Origin of the sequence: Paenibacillus lemnae, assembly GCF_012933385.1 — a bacterium.
GTDB lineage: Bacteria > Bacillota > Bacilli > Paenibacillales > Paenibacillaceae > Paenibacillus_AQ > Paenibacillus_AQ lemnae.
Genome location: NZ_JABBPN010000003.1, coordinates 286,905 through 305,421 on the forward strand (window position 1 = coordinate 286,905; position 18,517 = coordinate 305,421).

The following is an 18,517-nucleotide window of genomic DNA, read 5'->3' on the forward strand; positions in this document are numbered from 1 at the left end:
GGATGAAGAAACCAGAAACCGAAATAAAACGAGTCACAAGACCAGCGTTCCGGCTGGCAGGAGTATTGGCAAGAACTTCAAATTCGCTAGAGGCAGGTCCTAATGGAAAAATCCCGGGATTATGGGAGCAGTTTTTTTCCTCAAACATGGTTCAAGATCACACCATGGAACGAAGTTTCATCTATGGACTATACACAGAATATGAAGAAGGTGTGCATGGTGACTATACGCTGCTGATCGGGTATGAAGAAACCGAAGGCCCAGAAGTCGAAGAGTCGGCCTCCTATGCTAAAGCCAAAGTTCCCGCTTCGGATTATCTGGTGTTTACCAGCAGCAGAGGCCCGATGCACCAGGTGGTGCCGGAAACTTGGCAGAGGATATGGAGCTACTTCTTACATAGTGATGAAAGACGAAGCTATACAGGGGATTTTGAACTTTATCCGGTTTCGGTAGAAGGATTTAACCCGGTGGATACACAGGTAGAGGTTTACATCGCGGTGCAATAGAAATCATTTAAGGCCGAGCTTTCATCGAGCTTGGCCTTTTTTGCGCACCCAAGTCCGCGGACCAAGAGTCCGCGGACTGTTTCAGATAGTATGTCCTATTCGGTGTCAGTGCTCCTTTAACTCCGCAAGCGCATCCTTCAGCTCGGGATAGCGGAATATAAAGCCGTTTCTCTCGGCCTTGGCCGGTATGATTCGCTGTCCCTCCAGCAGAATGAGGGATAATTCCCCGAGAACGGTACGCAATAAAAATGCAGGAACCGGGAACCAATGCGGCCGGTGAAATACCGCAGAAATCGTGCGTCCGAATTCGTCGTTCGTTACTGGGTTCGGTGACGCTGCGTTCACAGGACCCGATGAAAGATTGTCGTTTGTAATGCAGAATTCGATCAGTCTGACGATATCGTCGATATGTATCCAGGACATCCATTGTCTGCCGCTGCCGATTCTACCGCCTGCACCAAGCATGTAAGGGAAGAGCATCTTGGGAAAAGCCCCGCCCTCACTTCCAAGCACGACACTGATCCGGAGCTTGATCAGACGTTCTGCCTGAATTTTATCGGCCGCTTCTTCCCAGGCCTGCACCACACGGGAGGGGAAGTCCATGACCGTGGCAGGACTGCTCTCATCAAAGGTTTCGGTTTCCGAGGTTCCGTAGATCGCCATCGCGGATGCCTGGATGACGACCGGCGGCGGCTGTGTCAGTGAAGTCATCAGTTTGGCTGCAGAGGCAACGGTCTGTTGGCGTGAGTTCATGATGCGTTTCTTGGCAGCATCGGTCCAACGCTGGCTTAAGGAAGAGCCGGCGAGATTGACTAAGGCATCCAAGCCCTCGAACAGATGCGGCTGCTGATCCATATCATTCCAGGTCAAGTAGATTAGCTTTCGCTCCAGTTCACTTCGATCCTCCGGGGCCGGCTTGGAACGTGTGACCACAATAACCTCATGGCCTTCTTCTATCCATTTCTCACACAATGCCTGGCCGATAAATCCTGTCCCTCCACAAATCGCGACTTTCATGTGCCTCACCCCGCAATGTGTTTTATACTATCATAGCTGATCCGCTGAGACACAATCAAATGACAGTATGCTTTATATATACACAAAAAAAGATGACCCTCATACATGCAAGAGCCATCATTCTGAAATAGTAGTTGAACCTAAAAAAACGCCATGATATAATCTGTAGCGTCATTGACAATTTTATGAAAATATGTATGAATTATCTTCCTAATTTAATTTTACAATTCTTACGTTGAATTGTCAATGACCATTTTTGCGAATGGGGGATGAAGCAATGGGTACTTTTGTGCTTGGTTTTCAAGACATCGACAAAACGAAACGTATGGTGGCTGGAGGTAAAGGTGCGAACCTGGGAGAGCTGTTTAATATGGAGGGGATTACTGTACCAGAGGGCTTTTGTATTTCTACAGCAGCCTTTCGAAAACTCATGGGAGAAACCTCATCGCTTTACCATTTGCTTGATCAATTATGTCATCTCAAGGTAGAAGACCGGACCAGCATCGCTCAGTTCAGCCATGAGATTCGCCGAATTATCGAAGGTATACCCATTCCTCAAGACTTGCATGAAGAAATCGACGCTGCTCTCTCCCGGCTTGGGGAACAGGATGCTTATGCTGTACGTTCCAGTGCAACGGCAGAGGATTTACCGGCGGCTTCTTTTGCTGGCCAGCAGGACACGTATCTAAACATCATCGGAAAAGAAGCTATTTTGAAACATATCAGCAAGTGCTGGGCGTCGTTGTTCACAGAAAGGGCCGTTACGTACCGCAACCAAAACGGGTTTGACCACCGTAAAGTTGATCTGTCTGTTGTTGTTCAGAAAATGGTCTTTCCCCAGGCGGCGGGAATTTTGTTTACTGCGGATCCCGTCACTTGTAATAGAAAGAACCTATCCATTGATGCGGGTTTCGGGCTTGGCGAAGCATTGGTCTCCGGCCTGGTGAATGCGGATAATTATAAAGTGCGTGAAGGCAAGATTATAGCCAAAAAGGTGCCCGCCAAGAAACGGGCTGTTCTTCCCTTGAATGAGGGAGGAACGAAGGAAGAGGCGGTTGATCCCGAGCGGCAGAACATGCAGGTGCTGAGTGATGAGCACATGCTCCAGCTGGAGCAGCTGGGCAGAAAGATCGAAGCACATTTTGGCTGTCCGCAGGATATCGAATGGTGTTTGGCGGACGGTTCCTTTTATGTTGTGCAAAGCCGGCCCATTACAACCCTATACCCTGTACCTGAAGCAAAGGATAAAGACAATCACGTCTATTTATCTGTCGGCCATCAGCAAATGATGACAGACCCTTTAAAGCCGCTCGGAATGTCTTTAATGAAACGCTTATCGACTGGTCAATGGTTTGAAGCGGGTGGAAGATTGTTTTTTGATGCGACACCCATGTTGGCTTCACCTGAGGGAAGAGTAGTGATGCTTCAAAATATGAGACAGCTCGATCCGCTTACCAAAGATGCCGTCATGACTATCATCGAGCGGGATTTTATAACTTGTTTACCTGACGATAAAAAAGAGCAGAACGCTGGTCAGACCGGAAACAGAAAGCCTTCCGCTGGACCGCCTCCAGCACAGATACAATACGACCCATCCATTGTTTCTGATCTGATTAGAAAAACGGAAAGCTCCATAGAAGCCTTGAAAGGCAGCATTCAAGGGAAATCGGGAGCGGATGTCATTGATTTTATAGTGGAAGATGTGGAGGAGCTCAAAAGAATCTTGTTCGATCCGACAAGTACAGCTGTATTTACGGCCGCGATCAATGCTTCGCTGTGGCTCAAAGATAACATGAGCGACTGGCTGGGGGAAACAAATGCAGCAGACGTCCTTTCTCAATCTGTACCGGGCAATATTACTTCGGAAATGGGTATGGCGCTGATGGATGTGGCAGATGTGATCCGTCCTTATACCAAAATCACGGAATATTTACGGGGTGTAAAGGACGACACTTTTCTCGAAACAATAGTGGAGTTTGACGGCGGGCAGGAAGTCCGGGATGCCATCCAATCGTATCTTGACAAATACGGCATGCGCTGCAGCGGAGAAATCGATATGACGAAACCGCGCTTCAGCGAAAAACCAACTGCGCTTGTACCTATACTGCTCAGCAGCATCAAAATGTTCGAGCCCCATGAAAGCCGGCGGAGGTTTGAGCTAGGACGACAGCAAGCCATGAAGAAGGAACAAGAGCTGTTGGAGCGATTGAGGCAGCTGCCGGATGGTGAGGAGAAGGTCAAAGAGACCAAGGAAATGATTGGCGTATTGCGAAATTTCATTGGTTATCGTGAATATCCCAAATACGGTATGGTCAGCCGATATTTTGTTTACAAGCAGGCTTTGCTCAAGGAAGCAGACCGGCTTTTGCAAGCCCATGTTATTTCTGAGAAGGAAGATATCTATTATCTCACTTTGGAAGAGCTTCGCGAAGTCCTAGTTACGCATAAAGTGGATGATGAAATCATCAGCAAGCGAAAAGAAGAGTACAAATCATTTGAAAAGCTGACACCTCCGCGTGTGATCACCTCTGAAGGTGAAATCATTACAGGGAAGTACAGCATGGAAAACATTCCCGATGGGGCGATGGCAGGCCTGGCAGTGTCTTCAGGCGTTACAGAGGGGAGAGCACGGGTTATCCTGAGTATAGAAGACGCAAATTTAGAGGAAGGCGATATATTAGTCACCACCTTTACGGATCCGAGCTGGACGCCGCTGTTTGTGTCCATAAAAGGTCTCGTTACCGAGATTGGCGGACTGATGACCCATGGAGCGGTGATCGCCCGAGAATACGGCCTGCCGGCCGTTGTCGGCGTCGAAAATGCCACCAAGTTGATAAAAGATGGGCAGCGAATTCGCGTACATGGAACTGGAGGCTATGTAGAATTTCTGTGAAAAGAAGGCTGTCGAGATCCGTCTCGACAGCCTTAGCAGGCAGCGAAAATAAATAATACACGAAAAAGCCTGACCCTGCCGATACTACGGCGGGTCAGGATTTTATATGACAGGCTTTTCAGTTAAATACCCTGCATAGGCCATCCGGTCAAGGGTGCCTCTGCTGAGATAGCGGTAGAGCTGGTCTCGTTGGCATTGCCTACTGCCAGAATCACTACTTTATAGCTGCGGTTTGAATCTTGCAGCGGCGCACCCAGCACATTGTTAACGTTCAGAGGCAGGTTAACACTAATCGTTCCCTCTTGAGGATCAACTTCTGTATAATTGCCTTCCGCAACGGCTGCGGCTCCCGATTCACCGAAGCTTTGTTCCTGCGGAACAACCATGACGCGGTACTTCCCGACGTTGACGGATGAGGAGACGGAGAAGGAAACAGCAACATACTGAGCGACCCCGTTCTCGGAATAGACATTTGCGCTTACATTGATTGGTGCGGCCACTTTCGTACCCTCCAGAGTAATGGAAGGATACGGTGGACCCGACAGGCTGTTATTGGCCGCAACCCCGTCACTGCTGACGGATAGTACAAACACTTGATAGGGGGTCATGTTGCGAATACGGTCACCATTTACATCTCTGGAATCCGACGTCAAGCTCTGATTGAAATCTCGTCCGGTTTTGTCAAGAGACGTATAATTCTGCGGGCTCACTGCATTGGCTGAGGCCAGTGTAAACGTCTCTGCATTGGCAACCTTAACGACATATACACGATATCCACTGATGCGGGATTCATTATCGGCTTTCTTGAACGATATGATTAAATCCCGCCCGTCATTGTTGTTACCATCATCGGCGGCTGTAACATTAGTAACAGCAGGAACTGCTGTATTGCCCGTCAGCGTGATCGAAGGCGAATAGGAGGACAATGCATAGGTGCCTGCATAGCTGCCGCTGCCAACAGACAGGACGAATACCCGGTATGCAATTCCATTTTGAATCTGGTCACCGTTCACATCTCTGGCCGCCGATGAAAGGTTAGCAGTCAAATTGCTGCCTGTTTTGCTGACGTAAGTATAATTGCTGCTGCCTACATTGTTCGCCCAGGATAGGTCAAAACGTCCGGCATCACTATTCTTGACGACGAGAACGCGATAGGAATCGATGACCGTTTCATTGGCAGCACGGTTGAAGGTGACGCGCAGATCTCGTCCGTCATTGTAATCGCTGATGTCATTGACCGCAATGTTCGTGACTGCAGTGACAAGCTGATTTCCTGTCAGGGTGACATATGGTGAAGACGATGAGAGTGTATTGCTGTCAGCATTACTACTGCTTACAGAGAGCACGAAGATCCGGTAGCTGCTGCCGCTGCGGATATAATCACCATCGGTATCTCTGGTTACCGCAGAGAGCGTCTGGCTGATATTATAGCCGGTTTTGTTGACCTGCGTATAATAGTAGCTCGACAAGTTATTGGCGCTGTTCACGTCAAAGCTGGAGGACCTGTTGTATTTCACGGCAAATATCCGGTAATGACTGATATTGCTTTCATTGTTGGCCCGGTTGAAGGATATCCGGAGATCCCGTCCGTCATTGAAGTCGCTGATATCGCTGGCGGCTACGTTCGAAACCGGGTCCACTCTATTACCGCTGAGCAGCATAATTTCATTGGAGGCAGCTGAGAGAACGTGGTTCGCCGCTGAACCGCTGCTGCTTACAGCCATGACATACACACGATAATAAATTCCGTTACGGATGGCTGCTCCGTCGACGTCACGCGATCCTGAGTTCAGAGCATGAGTCTGATTATTTCCGGTTTTGCCGACAGTTGTATAATTGCTGCTGGATATGTTGTTCGCTCTGTTCAGGTCAAAAGATCCTGAATTGGTTGATTTCACAACGTAAATACGGTAAGAACTGATGCTTGATTCGTCAGTCACTTTGTTGAAGCTGACTCGCAAATCTCTTCCATCCCCATAGTCGCTGATGTCAGTAACCTGTGTAATGACTGGTACAGCGGAAGAGCTGCTGTTCAGCGTCAGCGATGAAGAAGGAGATGAGAGCTTGCTCGGCATGGTGTTCTCATTGCTGCTGACGGACATCACATATACGGTATACGGTACACCGCTGCGAATCAGTTCACCCGACGTGTCTCTGGCCGAAGAGCCGAGATTCAAGGAGAGTGTGGTGGAGCCGGAACTGGTTCTTGATACATTGGTATAGGATGTACTTGGCAAGGACTTGGCTGTGTTCAAATTAAATCCGGAAGCATTCTGTGTCTTTACGACAAACACACGGTAGGTAGAAATATTGTTTTCCGATGCCGCACGGGTGAACGATACCGAGAGGTCGCGTCCGTCCCCGAAATTGCTCACATCCGTCGCCCGTACATTACTTACAGCATCTACGGCACGCTGGTTCAGCAGTGTCAGGGGTGCGGACGCTTTGGACAGCTGGGAAGAGCCGCTGAACTTGCTTACAGCCAGAACATAGGCGACATAAGCCTGGTTCTCACGAATCATCTCGCCGTCCGTGTCACGGGAGGTTGCCGTCAAATTCAGCGATGGATCGCTGCCATTCGGAAATACGGCAGCATAGCTGGAAGGCGGCACATTGAACGCGGAAGCCTCATTAAAAGCAGATGCTTTTGAGGATTTTACGACAAATACCCGGTACTGGGATGCCTGATGCTCATTGTCAGCTTTGGAGAAGCTGACCTGCAGATCCCGGCCATCTCCGCTGTCTCCGATATCTTTTAACGTGATGTAAGTGACAGGCCCGAGACTGTTATCTGGTGCGGAGCTGTCCGATGTCGTGACGGTAACGGTTTGTGTTCTGGAGTTCCATCCGATCTTTTCACCGAGTGCTTCACTCACAAAACGGACCGGTACCATGGTTGTTCCTTTCAGGTTTTTGGCCGGAACATCCAGGGCTGTAAATTTGCCGTTAATAGTTGCTGTTTTGGCATTAATCTTGAGTACGATGGTGGAGTTGTCTCTTACGGCTGTTACGGTTTGGGTCTTTTGGTTCCAGGTTACTTTTGCGCCGAGCTTCTGAAAAATAACCCTCATCGGCAGCATAACCCGGTTCTGGATCATGATGGGCGGCTGTGGCGAAGACAACCGGACTCCGTCAATGACAACACTGATGGGAGCTGCTGCCTGAGCCTGCCCCTGAAATAACAGCGGCAGAATACAGACGACTGTCAGAATGACAGCCCAAAACTTTTTCACACACTTGACCTCCTTAAAATGCTGAATCAATTGGTTAAGATTACCTCTATTATATGACAGATCGGACAGGAGTAAAGTTTCAGAAGATAAGACGATATTAGAAAAATATTTTTTATGTGGGGCTTTTTATTCCTGTGCTAGAGCGGCTTTTCACGGGTTATGTCATGGAATTGGCTTGATGGACATGGTATAGTGGACACGAAAACCAAACAGGATGGAGCTGCAGCATATAATGGATACACCGCGCTCTTCAAATAAGAAGAATAATCAGAGAACCAACCAACATAAAGGCCGTTCAGACCGTGCAAAAACACCTCTTCGGGAGTCGGGAAAAAGCGACCTCATGCGTGAGAGGGACCTTCAGCTGCGTAAGACAGAGCATTCGGAAGCTGGTAGTAGGTCGCAAAAGGAGCAAAAGCCGGTAATGCAAGTTGGACAGAATCCAGGAGCACAGAATGGAAAAGCTCCGGCTGGGGCGTCAGGGAAAAGCACTCGAAAGGCTGCCCCTTTAGGGAAACCGGCAGGTCAGCACGGCCGACCCAGCAGCTTTGGCGGGGGGAGAGGCGGTGGTAAGGGGAAAGGCGGACAAGCTCCCGCACCCTCCCGGCTGCGCCCGTCCTCCCGTGACAATGCAGAGGAGCTTGCGCCCGGTGATGTGATCGTGGTCACAATAAAACGGCTGGGTATCAATGGCGAAGGTGTGGGCTACTACCGCCGCAAGGCAGTATTTGTGGACGGTGCGCTTACGGGAGAAGTCGTCAAGGCCAAGGTACAGGAGCAGCAGCCGAAGTTTATGAAAGCCCAGCTGCTGGAAGTGGAAAAGCGCTCCCCGCAGCGGATCGAGCCGCCTTGTCCCGTGTTCGGCATTTGCGGCGGGTGCCAGATTCAGCATATCTCGTATGAAGGACAGCTGCAGGCGAAGACGGACATGGTCCGTGAGGCGTTCAGCCGCTATGCGGGTCTCGAGGCTGTTAAGATCAAGCCGATGCTCGGCATGGAGCATCCATGGGATTACCGGAATAAAGCCCAGCTTCAGCTGAAGCGCAGGGGCAGTAAGGTGATCGCCGGCCTGTATCAGGCCGAAAGCCATGACATCGTGGATATCAGCGGCTGTCCGATCCAGCATCCGAAAGTGAATGAAGCGGTAGAGAAGGTTAAAGCCGTGCTGGAGGAGCTGAACATTCCGCTGTACAAGGAGAATGGAAGCAAGGACGGGGTGCGGACGGTCGTTGTCCGTCACGGCTTCCAGTCTGGCGAGATGCAGGTAACGCTCGTCACTGCGGGAAACAAGCTGTCAAGGCAGGAGGATGTGGTGCAGATGCTGCGCCTCGCACTGCCGGAAATCAGCGGGATTGCGCTTAACATTAATCCGAAGAAAACATCGCTAATATTCGGTGACCGGACCATTAAGCTATGGGGAGCAGATACGCTGCAGGAGTCACTGAGCGACCTGCAGTTCTCCCTGTCACCGCGGGCATTCTTCCAGCTGAATCCGCAGCAGACGGTGAAGCTGTACGAAGCTGTGCGCGGCGCAGCCGGGCTGACCGGCAAAGAGAGCGTGATTGACGCATACTGCGGCACAGGCACGATCGGACTCTGGCTTGCGCCATATGCAAAGGAAGTGCGGGGCATCGAGATCATCCCCGAAGCGATCGAGGATGCGAAGCAGAATGCCGTCCGCAACGAACGGGATAACATCTCGTTCCATGTGGGGGAGGCCGAGGAGCTGCTGCCGCGCTGGGTCAAGGACGGCCTGTCACCTGACGTCATCGTCGCAGACCCGCCGCGGACTGGCCTGGATGCCCGCTTCCTGGACACCGTGCTGCGCACCAAGCCGAAGCGTTTCGTCTACGTGTCCTGCAACCCGTCCACGCTCGCGAAGGACTGCAAGGTCCTGCTGGACGGCGGTTACAGCCTGAAATGGGTGCAGCCGGTGGATATGTTCCCGCAGACGAGCCATGTAGAGTGCGTGGCGCTGCTGGAACGATAAGTGGAAGAGTCCGAGAATCGCTATGAGGTTCTCGGACTCTTTTGCCTGAATGCGGTTATCCACACACAATGAACTCGAAAGTGGCTTGTGCTCTGGAATGTATGTGGTTTTCCACATACATTGAGCTCGAATGCCTCTAAGCTGCCTGCTATGATTGATCTTTTACGCGGCCTCATGGACAATAGTGTTATGGAAGTATCACATCAATCCATATACCAAAAATAACTCACGTATCAACTTAGGAGGAACTATGTCCTGGAGCAAATTAAAACAGCAGCTGGAGAGCTTTCTCAGTCCGGCGTTACAGGGGAGAGTCGAGTATCGTGCTGCCGGTTACCGGTATTCACCCGACAAACCCGGACTTTGTTATATCTCAGTCGATAAAAAGAATGTACTCTATATGGGTGACAAAGCCAGCGTTATCAGATGGTATGAGTCAGAGCTGGACGTTAAGAATGATGCAGATATCCAGATTCCGATCACCGGTGAGGAAATAGAAGCGGTCAGAACAAGTGCCCAGGGGAACGTTCCGGAGGATCGTTTACACGTCATTGCAAGAAATCGAAAGATGACTAAACTTGCTAAGGAGCTTTTGTCCGCCCAGACCACATTAAGCAAATCTAATTTTATCGTTACAGCGAACAAGTTCTTATCTACTTCTATAGAAGAAAGCTTGGAGAGCCATGATATCTTGTTGAATATTCTAGCCTTGGCGGACCGTCGGGTTGGGAAAAAGCGGATCTTGAACATGACGGACTCGATAAAGTCCAAGCATCCCGCTGTGCAGTATTTTTATAAACTGCGGTTGGGTACGTGTTGATCACTACATAGAGAGGAAATACGTATGCAGAACCTATATAAGAAGTGGATCTTGTTAGCAGAGAGAAGAAGCCATCTCGCTTTATGGAGCACGTTTTTGAAATGGATTGTGCTGGGCGGGGCAGTAGGCGTGCTGGCTGGTACAGCCTCGGCTTTTTTTCTGAAAAGCCTGGATTACGTTACCAATGTCCGGATGGAGAATGGATGGCTACTGTTTCTGCTGCCGGTCGGCGGTGCACTGGTAAGCTATATGTATATGAAATATGGTCTGAACAGCGCCAAAGGAAACAATCTGATCCTTGAGCAAATTGGTGAGGGGAAAGAGACGATTCCGCTGCGCATGGCCCCATTGGTGTTGTTTGGTACATTGGTGACCCACTTGTTTGGCGGTTCAGCCGGGCGCGAAGGGACCGCGGTTCAGATGGGCGGCAGTTTAGCCGAATGGTTCGGGAAAATCATACGAATCGACGCGGTCGATCGTAAAATCCTGCTAATGTGCGGTATCAGCGGCGGATTTGGCTCCATATTCGGGACACCGCTTGCCGGTACGATCTTCGGTTTGGAGGTCATCGCCATCGGCCTGATCAGCCACCGAGCGCTTTTACCCTGCTTCACGGCCAGTTTTATCGGCGACCTGGTTGCGACGCGCTTGTGGGGGGCTCATCATATCCATTATCAGATCGGTTTCGTTCCCGCCATAGAAATTCCGATCGTGCTCAAGGTCGTTCTTGCCTCCATTTTATTCGGACTGGTCAGCCTCTTGTTTAGCGAGCTTACTCATGCACTGAAGCGGGTATATGCCTACTTGTTCAAGAACGCAGTATTTAAAAGCGCTGTAGGAGGCTTGCTGGTGATCCTCCTGGTCAGCCTTACGGGAAGCCGGGACTATCTTGGACTAGGTCTTCCGTTGATCGAGGAATCATTTCAGAGCGACGCTGCCCCATTTGCGTTTCTGTGGAAGCTTATATTTACGTCGGTCACGTTAGGGGCCGGATTTCAGGGCGGTGAGGTTACTCCCTTATTCGCAATCGGAGCTACAATGGGCAACAGCCTTGCGGACATATTAGGGCTGTATGCACCTTTTCTGGCTGCGCTTGGTTTTATCGCTGTTTTTTGCGGAGCGACAAACACGCCAATCGCTTGCTTTATTATGGGTGTCGAATTGTTTGGTTCGGAAGGAGCCGTTTATATGTTTATCGCATGTATGGTCAGCTTCCTCTTCTCCGGTCATACCGGTATTTATACATCTCAGCGGATCGGTGTCTCCAAAAGCCGCCTGTTAACTATTCCAGAGGGAACTACGCTCACTTCTGTAAAGAATCTGCGGCGGCAGCAAGAGAAGAAGGACTAACCTTTTGTGCAACCAGGGTAGTCATGGCATGCCGGTGCGGAATACCTGAAGAGCAGCAGTCAAAAATAATTTCCGCACTGTCCTGAATCCGCCAGTCCCGGTAATGCGTAAGCAGTTCACCGGAATGCCATGGGAATGCGTATGGCTCTTTTTCAGGCGGCGGCGCGATAAAAGGTTTATCCACAAATACATTCAAAACATGAATACCGTTAGGACGGGTAAACCTTTTGTAATTATCGAAGATGTCGCTGCGGTGCTCTGGCTTGATATAATGCAGCACGCCGCTGGAGAAGACGACATCGTAATATGTATCCAGCCGGTAGTCCAGAATATCTGCTTTCACGATATGAATTTGGACCCCGGCCTTGTCAGCTAGCTGCTGCGTCTTGCGAAGACCGGCATCCGAAACATCCAGTGCGGTAACCTCGTATCCATTTCGGGCAAAAAAGACAGCATCCTTCCCTTCACCGCAGCCGAGATCCAGCAGTTTCAGCCGTCTGACCGGCGGCATAAACTGCAGTACCTGGAAGCACGCTGCATTCGGCTCAACTCCCCAGTAATAATCCTCAGTTTTGTATGAGGAGTGGACAATAACCTTGAAATTGATCTTTAGATAAGATTCTACTGCTGGTTGAGCAGGACGGCTGTGCATAAGTCTTCAGCACAGACTCACTGCCAAGCTCTTTTTCTTTATTGGAAAATATGGAATCCATGTTTATGATAGATATAGCTTCTCATCATGAGCTGTCATAAAAACAAGAAAGGAATGTTGGTGTGAGAGGGGCAACAGGACTGCTGCTGGCCGTATGGATTCTTCTCATGGGCTATCAGTATTTTACCGTTGAGCCAAAAGGGTTTGACGGAGTGATGATTCACTACATAGGCGGGTGTCTTTTATTATTTCAGCTGATCGCGTGGATGTTCGTGTTCAAGGTCCCCAAGGTGACCTGCGGATTTCTGGTGTTTCTGGGATTTGTATCGCTGGCTGTGGCGCTGGTTATGAATACTTCATATTATCTGTTCGCAGTGATTAACGCGGTTTTTGCAGTCATGAGCTATGGTGGTCACAGGGAACTGGTCAGGGCAAGCTAGAAGAGGACTGCTGAAGCTGATGTATAGCTTTGAAAAGCCTTGACCGGAATATGACAAAGAGCAGCTTCCATTGCGAAGCTGCTCTTTGTCATTTAATTTATGCTGCCGTGCACCACACTTAGAATGTGTTCTTTGTTCTCCTGCACTTGAAGCAGGAGCGAAGAAGCCTGCGTCTGGTATCGGTCCTTCATCCCGGAGTCGTGCAGAGACGGAAGGTTGATCTGTACGGTCAATAACCCGGCTTGAGCAGCAGCTTCGAACAGAATGGCTCCGATGCCGAGATCGGAAGCGACATTGTGATTGGAGGCTTTAGCAATACGGTAAGCGCAGCGGGATCCGTCCCGACAGGCTTGCATCAGGCGCAGCGGAACTTCAATGGCCTGGACAGCGGCTTCATGGATAGCATCACGACGGCTGTGCTGTTCTTTCTCGGTCTCTTTGGGGAGCTTCATAGCTTCTACCAAGGCACCAAAGGAAGAGATATCATCCTGCATAAGCTCTTCGCACTGCTGGTATAAATCTTTCATTTGATCCACGGCAGCCATCATCTGCTCCTCAGCATGTTCAAATGATTCTCCTTGAGAAAAATTCCCGACCATGGAGGTCATAGCGGCACCAAGCGCCGTGACCAAAGATGCGACACTGCCGCCGCCCGGAGTTGGCTGCAAGCTTCCGGTCTGCTCCAGAAAATCCTGTATCGAATGGTTCCATGACATTGATTTCATTGTCTGCGGCCTCCTTAGCGTCGATTATGGATTTTTTTAAATGCTGCTGCATTCCTATAGTTATATATAACCGATCACGGACTTCATTTTCAGACGTCTTGTCATATATGTTAAAATTGAAGTCGCTGTTCATTCTGCTGTCATCCTGAACCGGGATAAGACGTGCTCTTACAAACGCAAAGGAGGAAAAAATGGATTTAATCAAAAATTGGCTTGTCAATCTGGGAATTGAAGGTGCGATGGTCAACTATCTGGCCACTGGGATCATGATCGTGGTCATCGCCCTGCTGTGCATCTTGGCAAATTATATCACCAAAAGAATTGTTCTGAATGTGCTGACCTACTACATCACCAACAACCGCTATCAATGGGACAATTATTTATTGGAACGCAAGGTCTTCCACAAGCTCTCACATGTGGTTCCTGCCCTCATCATATATTATTGTTCTTATCTGTTTCCGGGGTATCAGCATCTGATCGAGAAGGGTGTCGCCCTGTATATGATTGTTGTTGTGCTCCTGGTATTGAGTGCGTTCCTGAATGCGGTAAATGATATTTATAACACCTATGAGATCTCCAAAGCTAGACCGATCCGGGGCTACATTCAGGTGGTCAAAATCTTCATTTATATCATTGGTGCGATTCTTCTCATCGCTAATATGATGGGAGAAAGCCCTGTAATTCTGCTCAGCGGGATTGGTGCACTGTCCGCTGTCATTATGCTCGTCTTCAAGGACTCCATCCTGGGACTGGTTGCAGGCGTTCAGCTGACTTCGAACGATATGGTCCGTGTGGGAGACTGGATTGAAATGCCGAATTACGGTGCAGACGGAGATATTCTGGATATTTCCCTGAATACCGTAAAAGTCCAGAACTTCGATAAGACGATTACAACGATTCCAACCTATGCGCTGATTTCAGATTCGTTCAAGAACTGGAGAGGGATGCAGAATTCCGGCGGCCGGCGGATCAAACGATCCATTTATGTGGATATGAACAGTGTCTCTATCTGCAGTCCGGAGATGGTCGAAAAGTTTAAAGGCATTCACTGTCTGCAGGATTATATTGCCCAAAAAGAAAAGGAAATTCAGCAGTATAATATCGAACACGGAATAGATGGTTCCAATAGAGTTAATGGCAGAGCGCTGACGAATATCGGGACATTCAGGGTATATATTCAATGTTATCTCCAGCGTCACCCTAAAATTCATAAGGATATGACCTGTATGGTCAGACAGCTGCAGCCCGCTGAAAATGGATTACCTCTGGAAATTTACGCATTTACCAATGACATAGATTGGGCTGTCTACGAGTCCGTTCAGGGCGATGTCTTTGATCATATTATTGCGATTGCGCCGGAATTCGGGCTCCGGGTATTCCAGAATCCGTCAGGCCATGATATGCAGAGTATGTTAAAATCCGAGCCGCTGGAGCGAGGGTACTCATAACTCAGAACCAGCAGTTGTAAAATAGTGCAGTGTCAAAAACCTTTCTCTCCTCAAGGCCAGATCTGAGGGTGAGAAAGGTTTTTTAGTATATTCCGCTTCATTGTATCGTACTATTTCGTTCATAAATTGCCCATTGTGCAATATTGCATTATGGGCAATAATATAATTATTCTGTTCGTAAGGCGGGTGAAGGAACATGAATGCAAGCTTGCGTGATATTAAGAGAAAAGCAACCGCAGATGCTCTTGCAGACGCTGCATACGAACTGGCGGTGGATCGGGGATTGGACGGTTTTATCGTGGACGATATCGTACATAAAGCGGGCTACTCCAGGCGTACGTTTGCGAATCATTTTTCCTGCAAGGAAGAAGCCGTAGCAGCAGCTGCCGTATCGGTCAAAAGTGCCAGTGAAGCTGAAACCGTACTGTCCGAGATGGATCAGAATATCACTCCGCTCGATATTTTTCAGCGTTTGATGAAGCTTCAGCTTGTGACAGAACATATCCGGAAAATGCGGGATTTGGTGGCATTATCGAGGCGTTATCCTACGATAGAGCCTTATATTCTCAGCGCTTTTCATCAGCTGCAGCTGTCTGCCCAGGTGGCTGTAAGCGGGGCCGTGAATGGACGTTATTCGGATGCTTATGTTCACATGCTGGCGGGGGCGGTATATGGAGCTGTCATTCCTTTACTGACCGGAAACGTCAAGGTGCTGATGCCTGGTGAATCGGCGATTGACCGTCCCGGAGCAATTACCATTGAGCAGTATGTAGAAACCATGTTCGGATATTTGCGCACCGGCTTCCAGCCGCTGTAATCAAAGTTGGATACAAAGGAGAGAAACGTTTAATATGTCAACCTTTCTTTACAAAGTGGCTAAATCAGCCTTCAACAAACCTTGGCATTATATTGTCAGCTGGGTCGCAGTCTTAGCCATTGTTATTGCCATGATCGGGATTAACGGCATGCATTCCAGCTCGGATATGAAGATTGAAGGAACCGAAGCGCAGAAAGTATTGGATCAATTGGCGGAAGAACTTCCAGCAGCCTCAGGCGGACAAGGAAGCGTGGTGTTCACGGCCTCGGAGGGTGAACGTCTGGATACACCAGAGCGGTTAGCTCTGATTAGTAAAGCAGTCAATGATGTATATAACGAAGAGTATGTCATTAATCCTGCTGAATTGGCTGCACAAGCTGCGGCCGCTGGAATGACAGCCGATGGCGGAGCTGATCCATCCGCGGCACCTAGTGCGTCAGGTGAGACGGGCCAAACAGACCCTGCCGCTGCGGGTCAAGCGGACCCATCTGCAGCAGGCCAAGCGGACCCATCCGCGGCAGGTCAAGCAGACCCATCTGCAGCGGGTCAGGCTGCGGCACCGCCCTATGGGCCGCTCATCGTGGACGGTGTTTCTGTGCCCGGCGTGCTGGTGGCGTCGGATGGGAGTGTGGCCTTGTTCCAGTTTCAATTCACGGTGGCGCAGACTTCCGTTCCTAAATCGGTGCTGGATTCTATCGTCAACTCGGTGGAGGCAGTAGAAGAAGGAAGCTCCGGTATCACCGCACTGCCTGGCGATACACTGGAAGCCTTGAGCCTGACCAGCCCGACGGAAGCCATCGGTATTGTCATTGCAGCCGTTGTACTCTTTATGACACTGGGCTCCCTTATTGCTGCCGGACTGCCGCTTTTGACCGCGATCCTTGGCGTAGCCATCAGTGTGGGCGGAGCTTTCGGAATCTCCAAATTTATCGTAATGACCGACATTACCCCGGCGCTCGCGCTTATGGTCGGCCTGGCGGTCGGTATTGATTACTCCTTGTTCATCGTTAATCGTCAACGCCGTATGATTCTTGATGGTAAATTAAATGCTGAGGAAGCGGCAAGCCGGGCAGTCGGAACGGCCGGCAGTGCTGTATTCTTCGCAGGAATGACAGTCATTGTCGCACTGTGCGGCATGCTTGTCATCGGAATTGAATTTTTGTCAACGATGGCCCTGGTGGCTGCCGCGAGCGTGTTTGTTAATGTCTTGATTGCTCTGACATTGCTGCCGGCACTGCTTGGTCTGGTCGGTGAGCGAATTGTCTCCGCGAAGGCCCGTGCCAAGTATAATGAGCATGCAGCAACCTCCACCCGCGAAGGTTTTGCTTACCGCTGGGTTAAAGGGGTTGTGAAACACCGCATTCTTGTCATTATCGGTTCTGTTGTGCTGCTTGGGGCAGCTGCCATTCCCGTGGCAGAGATGAAGATGGGGATTCCATCCAGTGATACGGCCAACCTGGATACGACCGCCCGTCAGAGCTATGATGCAGTAGCTGGGGCGTTTGGTGAGGGCTTTAACAATCCCTTGATCATTGTGGCGGAAAGCCGTGATGATGGAAAACCTGTTGCGCCGGAAATGTTGGGCGGAGCGCTGATGGAGCTCCAGAATTATGAGGATGTGGCTCTGGTTAGCCCTATGGGCATGAACGCAGATGGATCGATGGCCATTATCAGCCTGATTCCTAAATCCGGTCCGAATGACGAAGCGACAAAAGATTTGGTGAAAGCTCTTCGGAATCCGGATGCTGACCTGGCGAAAAACTTTAATCTATCGCTTGGCGTTACTGGTATCACCGCAATTAACATTGATATGTCAGAGAAGCTGGCTGAAGTGTTCCCGCTCTATATTGGCATAATCGTCATTCTATCGATTATCATTCTTCTACTTGTTTTCCGCTCCATCATCGTACCTATCAAAGCAACGATTGGGTTCGTACTGAGCGTGCTGGCTACATTCGGTATTACGACAGCAGTCTTTCAATGGGGCTGGCTTCATTCGCTGTTCGCTTTTGACACTGGCGGTCCGCTGCTCAGTTTCATGCCGATTATGGTTACTGGCATTTTGTATGGCCTGGCAATGGACTATCAGGTATTCCTGGTGAGCTCCATGCGTGAGGCTTATGTTCACGGTCACCGAGGATCAGATAGCGTGGTTCTTGGATATCAGCAGGCAAGTCGTGTCGTTCTCGCGGCTGCGGTCATCATGGTATCCGTCTTTGCCGGGTTTATCTTCTCCCATGATGTGATGATTAAGCAGATTGGTTTCGCGCTTGCGATCGGTATTCTGGTGGATGCTTTCATCGTACGTATGATGCTGGTGCCTGCACTAATGTCAGTATTCGGGAACAAAGCCTGGTGGCTGCCAAAATGGATGGACCGCCTGCTGCCAAACCTGGATGTCGAAGGTGATAAGCTAATTGCCCAGCTGAAGAGCAGTGAGGGTCAGGTCCGTAAGGCGAATAAGTAAATATACACTCTAAAAGAAGCTGTTCCAAAAGATCATCAGATCTTGCGGAGCAGCTTCTATTTGCGTGGGTCCGGCATACGGGCGAGTCACTCGGCGAACACGGCGGAAAAAGTTCACTGCAAGCTTGCAGTAGCCAATGATTGCACATATTCGGGAGAC

Annotated in this window: 13 protein-coding genes; 9 read left to right on the forward strand and 4 right to left on the reverse strand. The window is 49.7% G+C overall.

Annotated features, from left to right (window positions below):
• The first annotated feature begins 2 nt into the window (after positions 1-2).
• On the forward strand, positions 3-506 hold the full coding sequence (locus HII30_RS04920) for a GyrI-like domain-containing protein (RefSeq protein WP_169503884.1): 504 nt from the start codon (positions 3-5) through the stop codon (positions 504-506).
• 105 nt (positions 507-611) lie between these two features.
• Here the strand turns inward: HII30_RS04920 and HII30_RS04925 are convergent, their stop codons facing one another.
• Positions 612-1,523, reverse strand: a complete 912-nt coding sequence (locus HII30_RS04925; RefSeq protein ID WP_169503885.1) for a TIGR01777 family oxidoreductase — start codon at positions 1,521-1,523, stop codon at positions 612-614.
• A 277-nt stretch (positions 1,524-1,800) separates the two neighbouring features.
• Here HII30_RS04925 and ppsA point away from each other — a divergent pair, with 277 nt between their 5' ends.
• Positions 1,801-4,416, forward strand: coding sequence for a phosphoenolpyruvate synthase (gene ppsA, locus HII30_RS04930; protein ID WP_169503886.1), 2,616 nt, complete (start codon positions 1,801-1,803; stop codon positions 4,414-4,416).
• A gap of 122 nt (positions 4,417-4,538) precedes the next feature.
• Here the strand turns inward: ppsA and HII30_RS04935 are convergent, their stop codons facing one another.
• Positions 4,539-7,649, reverse strand: a complete 3,111-nt coding sequence (locus HII30_RS04935) for a stalk domain-containing protein (protein ID WP_169503887.1) — start codon at positions 7,647-7,649, stop codon at positions 4,539-4,541.
• Positions 7,650-8,073: 424 nt separating this feature from the next.
• Between HII30_RS04935 and rlmD the strand changes: the two genes are divergently transcribed.
• From rlmD to HII30_RS04950, 3 genes are all read left to right on the forward strand, one after another.
• Complete coding sequence (gene rlmD / locus HII30_RS04940; RefSeq protein WP_169503888.1) at positions 8,074-9,639, forward strand: 23S rRNA (uracil(1939)-C(5))-methyltransferase RlmD; 1,566 nt, start codon at positions 8,074-8,076, stop codon at positions 9,637-9,639.
• A 250-nt stretch (positions 9,640-9,889) separates the two neighbouring features.
• Positions 9,890-10,459, forward strand: coding sequence for an SF0329 family protein (locus HII30_RS04945; protein ID WP_169503889.1), 570 nt, complete (start codon positions 9,890-9,892; stop codon positions 10,457-10,459).
• A gap of 24 nt (positions 10,460-10,483) precedes the next feature.
• Entirely contained in the window at positions 10,484-11,809 is a 1,326-nt protein-coding gene (locus HII30_RS04950; protein ID WP_169503890.1) for a voltage-gated chloride channel family protein, read from the forward strand.
• Here HII30_RS04950 and HII30_RS04955 read toward each other — a convergent pair.
• A complete protein-coding gene (locus HII30_RS04955; RefSeq protein ID WP_169503891.1) occupies positions 11,763-12,461 on the reverse strand; it encodes a class I SAM-dependent methyltransferase in 699 nt (232 codons plus the stop codon). The genes HII30_RS04950 and HII30_RS04955 overlap by 47 nt on opposite strands.
• 122 nt (positions 12,462-12,583) lie before the next feature.
• On the opposite strand from HII30_RS04955, the gene HII30_RS04960 reads away from it, so the two are divergent.
• Entirely contained in the window at positions 12,584-12,901 is a 318-nt protein-coding gene (locus tag HII30_RS04960; RefSeq protein ID WP_169503892.1) for a hypothetical protein, read from the forward strand.
• Between the two features lie 92 nt (positions 12,902-12,993).
• Here HII30_RS04960 and HII30_RS04965 read toward each other — a convergent pair whose 3' ends face one another.
• Complete coding sequence (locus HII30_RS04965) at positions 12,994-13,626, reverse strand: cyclodeaminase/cyclohydrolase family protein (RefSeq protein ID WP_169503893.1); 633 nt, start codon at positions 13,624-13,626, stop codon at positions 12,994-12,996.
• A 191-nt stretch (positions 13,627-13,817) separates the two neighbouring features.
• Between HII30_RS04965 and HII30_RS04970 the strand changes: the two genes are divergently transcribed.
• The 3 genes from HII30_RS04970 to HII30_RS04980 all read left to right on the forward strand — a co-directional run bounded on the left by HII30_RS04970 (position 13,818) and on the right by HII30_RS04980 (position 18,358).
• The gene (locus HII30_RS04970; protein ID WP_169503894.1) at positions 13,818-15,074 is read left to right on the forward strand and encodes a mechanosensitive ion channel family protein; all 1,257 of its coding nucleotides are present in this window, start codon (positions 13,818-13,820) and stop codon (positions 15,072-15,074) included.
• A gap of 196 nt (positions 15,075-15,270) precedes the next feature.
• Positions 15,271-15,891, forward strand: a complete 621-nt coding sequence (locus tag HII30_RS04975) for a TetR family transcriptional regulator (RefSeq protein ID WP_169503895.1) — start codon at positions 15,271-15,273, stop codon at positions 15,889-15,891.
• A gap of 34 nt (positions 15,892-15,925) precedes the next feature.
• On the forward strand, positions 15,926-18,358 hold the full coding sequence (locus HII30_RS04980) for an MMPL family transporter (RefSeq protein WP_169503896.1): 2,433 nt from the start codon (positions 15,926-15,928) through the stop codon (positions 18,356-18,358).
• Positions 18,359-18,517 lie beyond the last annotated feature (159 nt).

Excerpts from the sequence above, each read along its gene's own strand:
- HII30_RS04920 (WP_169503884.1), top strand. The coding sequence starts at position 3 with ATGAAGAAACCAGAAACCGAAATAAAACGAGTCACAAGACCAGCGTTC.
- HII30_RS04925 (WP_169503885.1), bottom strand. The coding sequence starts at position 1,523 with ATGAAAGTCGCGATTTGTGGAGGGACAGGATTTATCGGCCAGGCATTG.
- ppsA (WP_169503886.1), top strand. The coding sequence starts at position 1,801 with ATGGGTACTTTTGTGCTTGGTTTTCAAGACATCGACAAAACGAAACGT.
- rlmD (WP_169503888.1), top strand. The coding sequence starts at position 8,074 with ATGCAAGTTGGACAGAATCCAGGAGCACAGAATGGAAAAGCTCCGGCT.
- HII30_RS04945 (WP_169503889.1), top strand. The coding sequence starts at position 9,890 with ATGTCCTGGAGCAAATTAAAACAGCAGCTGGAGAGCTTTCTCAGTCCG.
- HII30_RS04950 (WP_169503890.1), top strand. The coding sequence starts at position 10,484 with ATGCAGAACCTATATAAGAAGTGGATCTTGTTAGCAGAGAGAAGAAGC.
- HII30_RS04955 (WP_169503891.1), bottom strand. The coding sequence starts at position 12,461 with ATGCACAGCCGTCCTGCTCAACCAGCAGTAGAATCTTATCTAAAGATC.
- HII30_RS04965 (WP_169503893.1), bottom strand. The coding sequence starts at position 13,626 with ATGAAATCAATGTCATGGAACCATTCGATACAGGATTTTCTGGAGCAG.
- HII30_RS04970 (WP_169503894.1), top strand. The coding sequence starts at position 13,818 with ATGGATTTAATCAAAAATTGGCTTGTCAATCTGGGAATTGAAGGTGCG.
- HII30_RS04975 (WP_169503895.1), top strand. The coding sequence starts at position 15,271 with ATGAATGCAAGCTTGCGTGATATTAAGAGAAAAGCAACCGCAGATGCT.
- HII30_RS04980 (WP_169503896.1), top strand. The coding sequence starts at position 15,926 with ATGTCAACCTTTCTTTACAAAGTGGCTAAATCAGCCTTCAACAAACCT.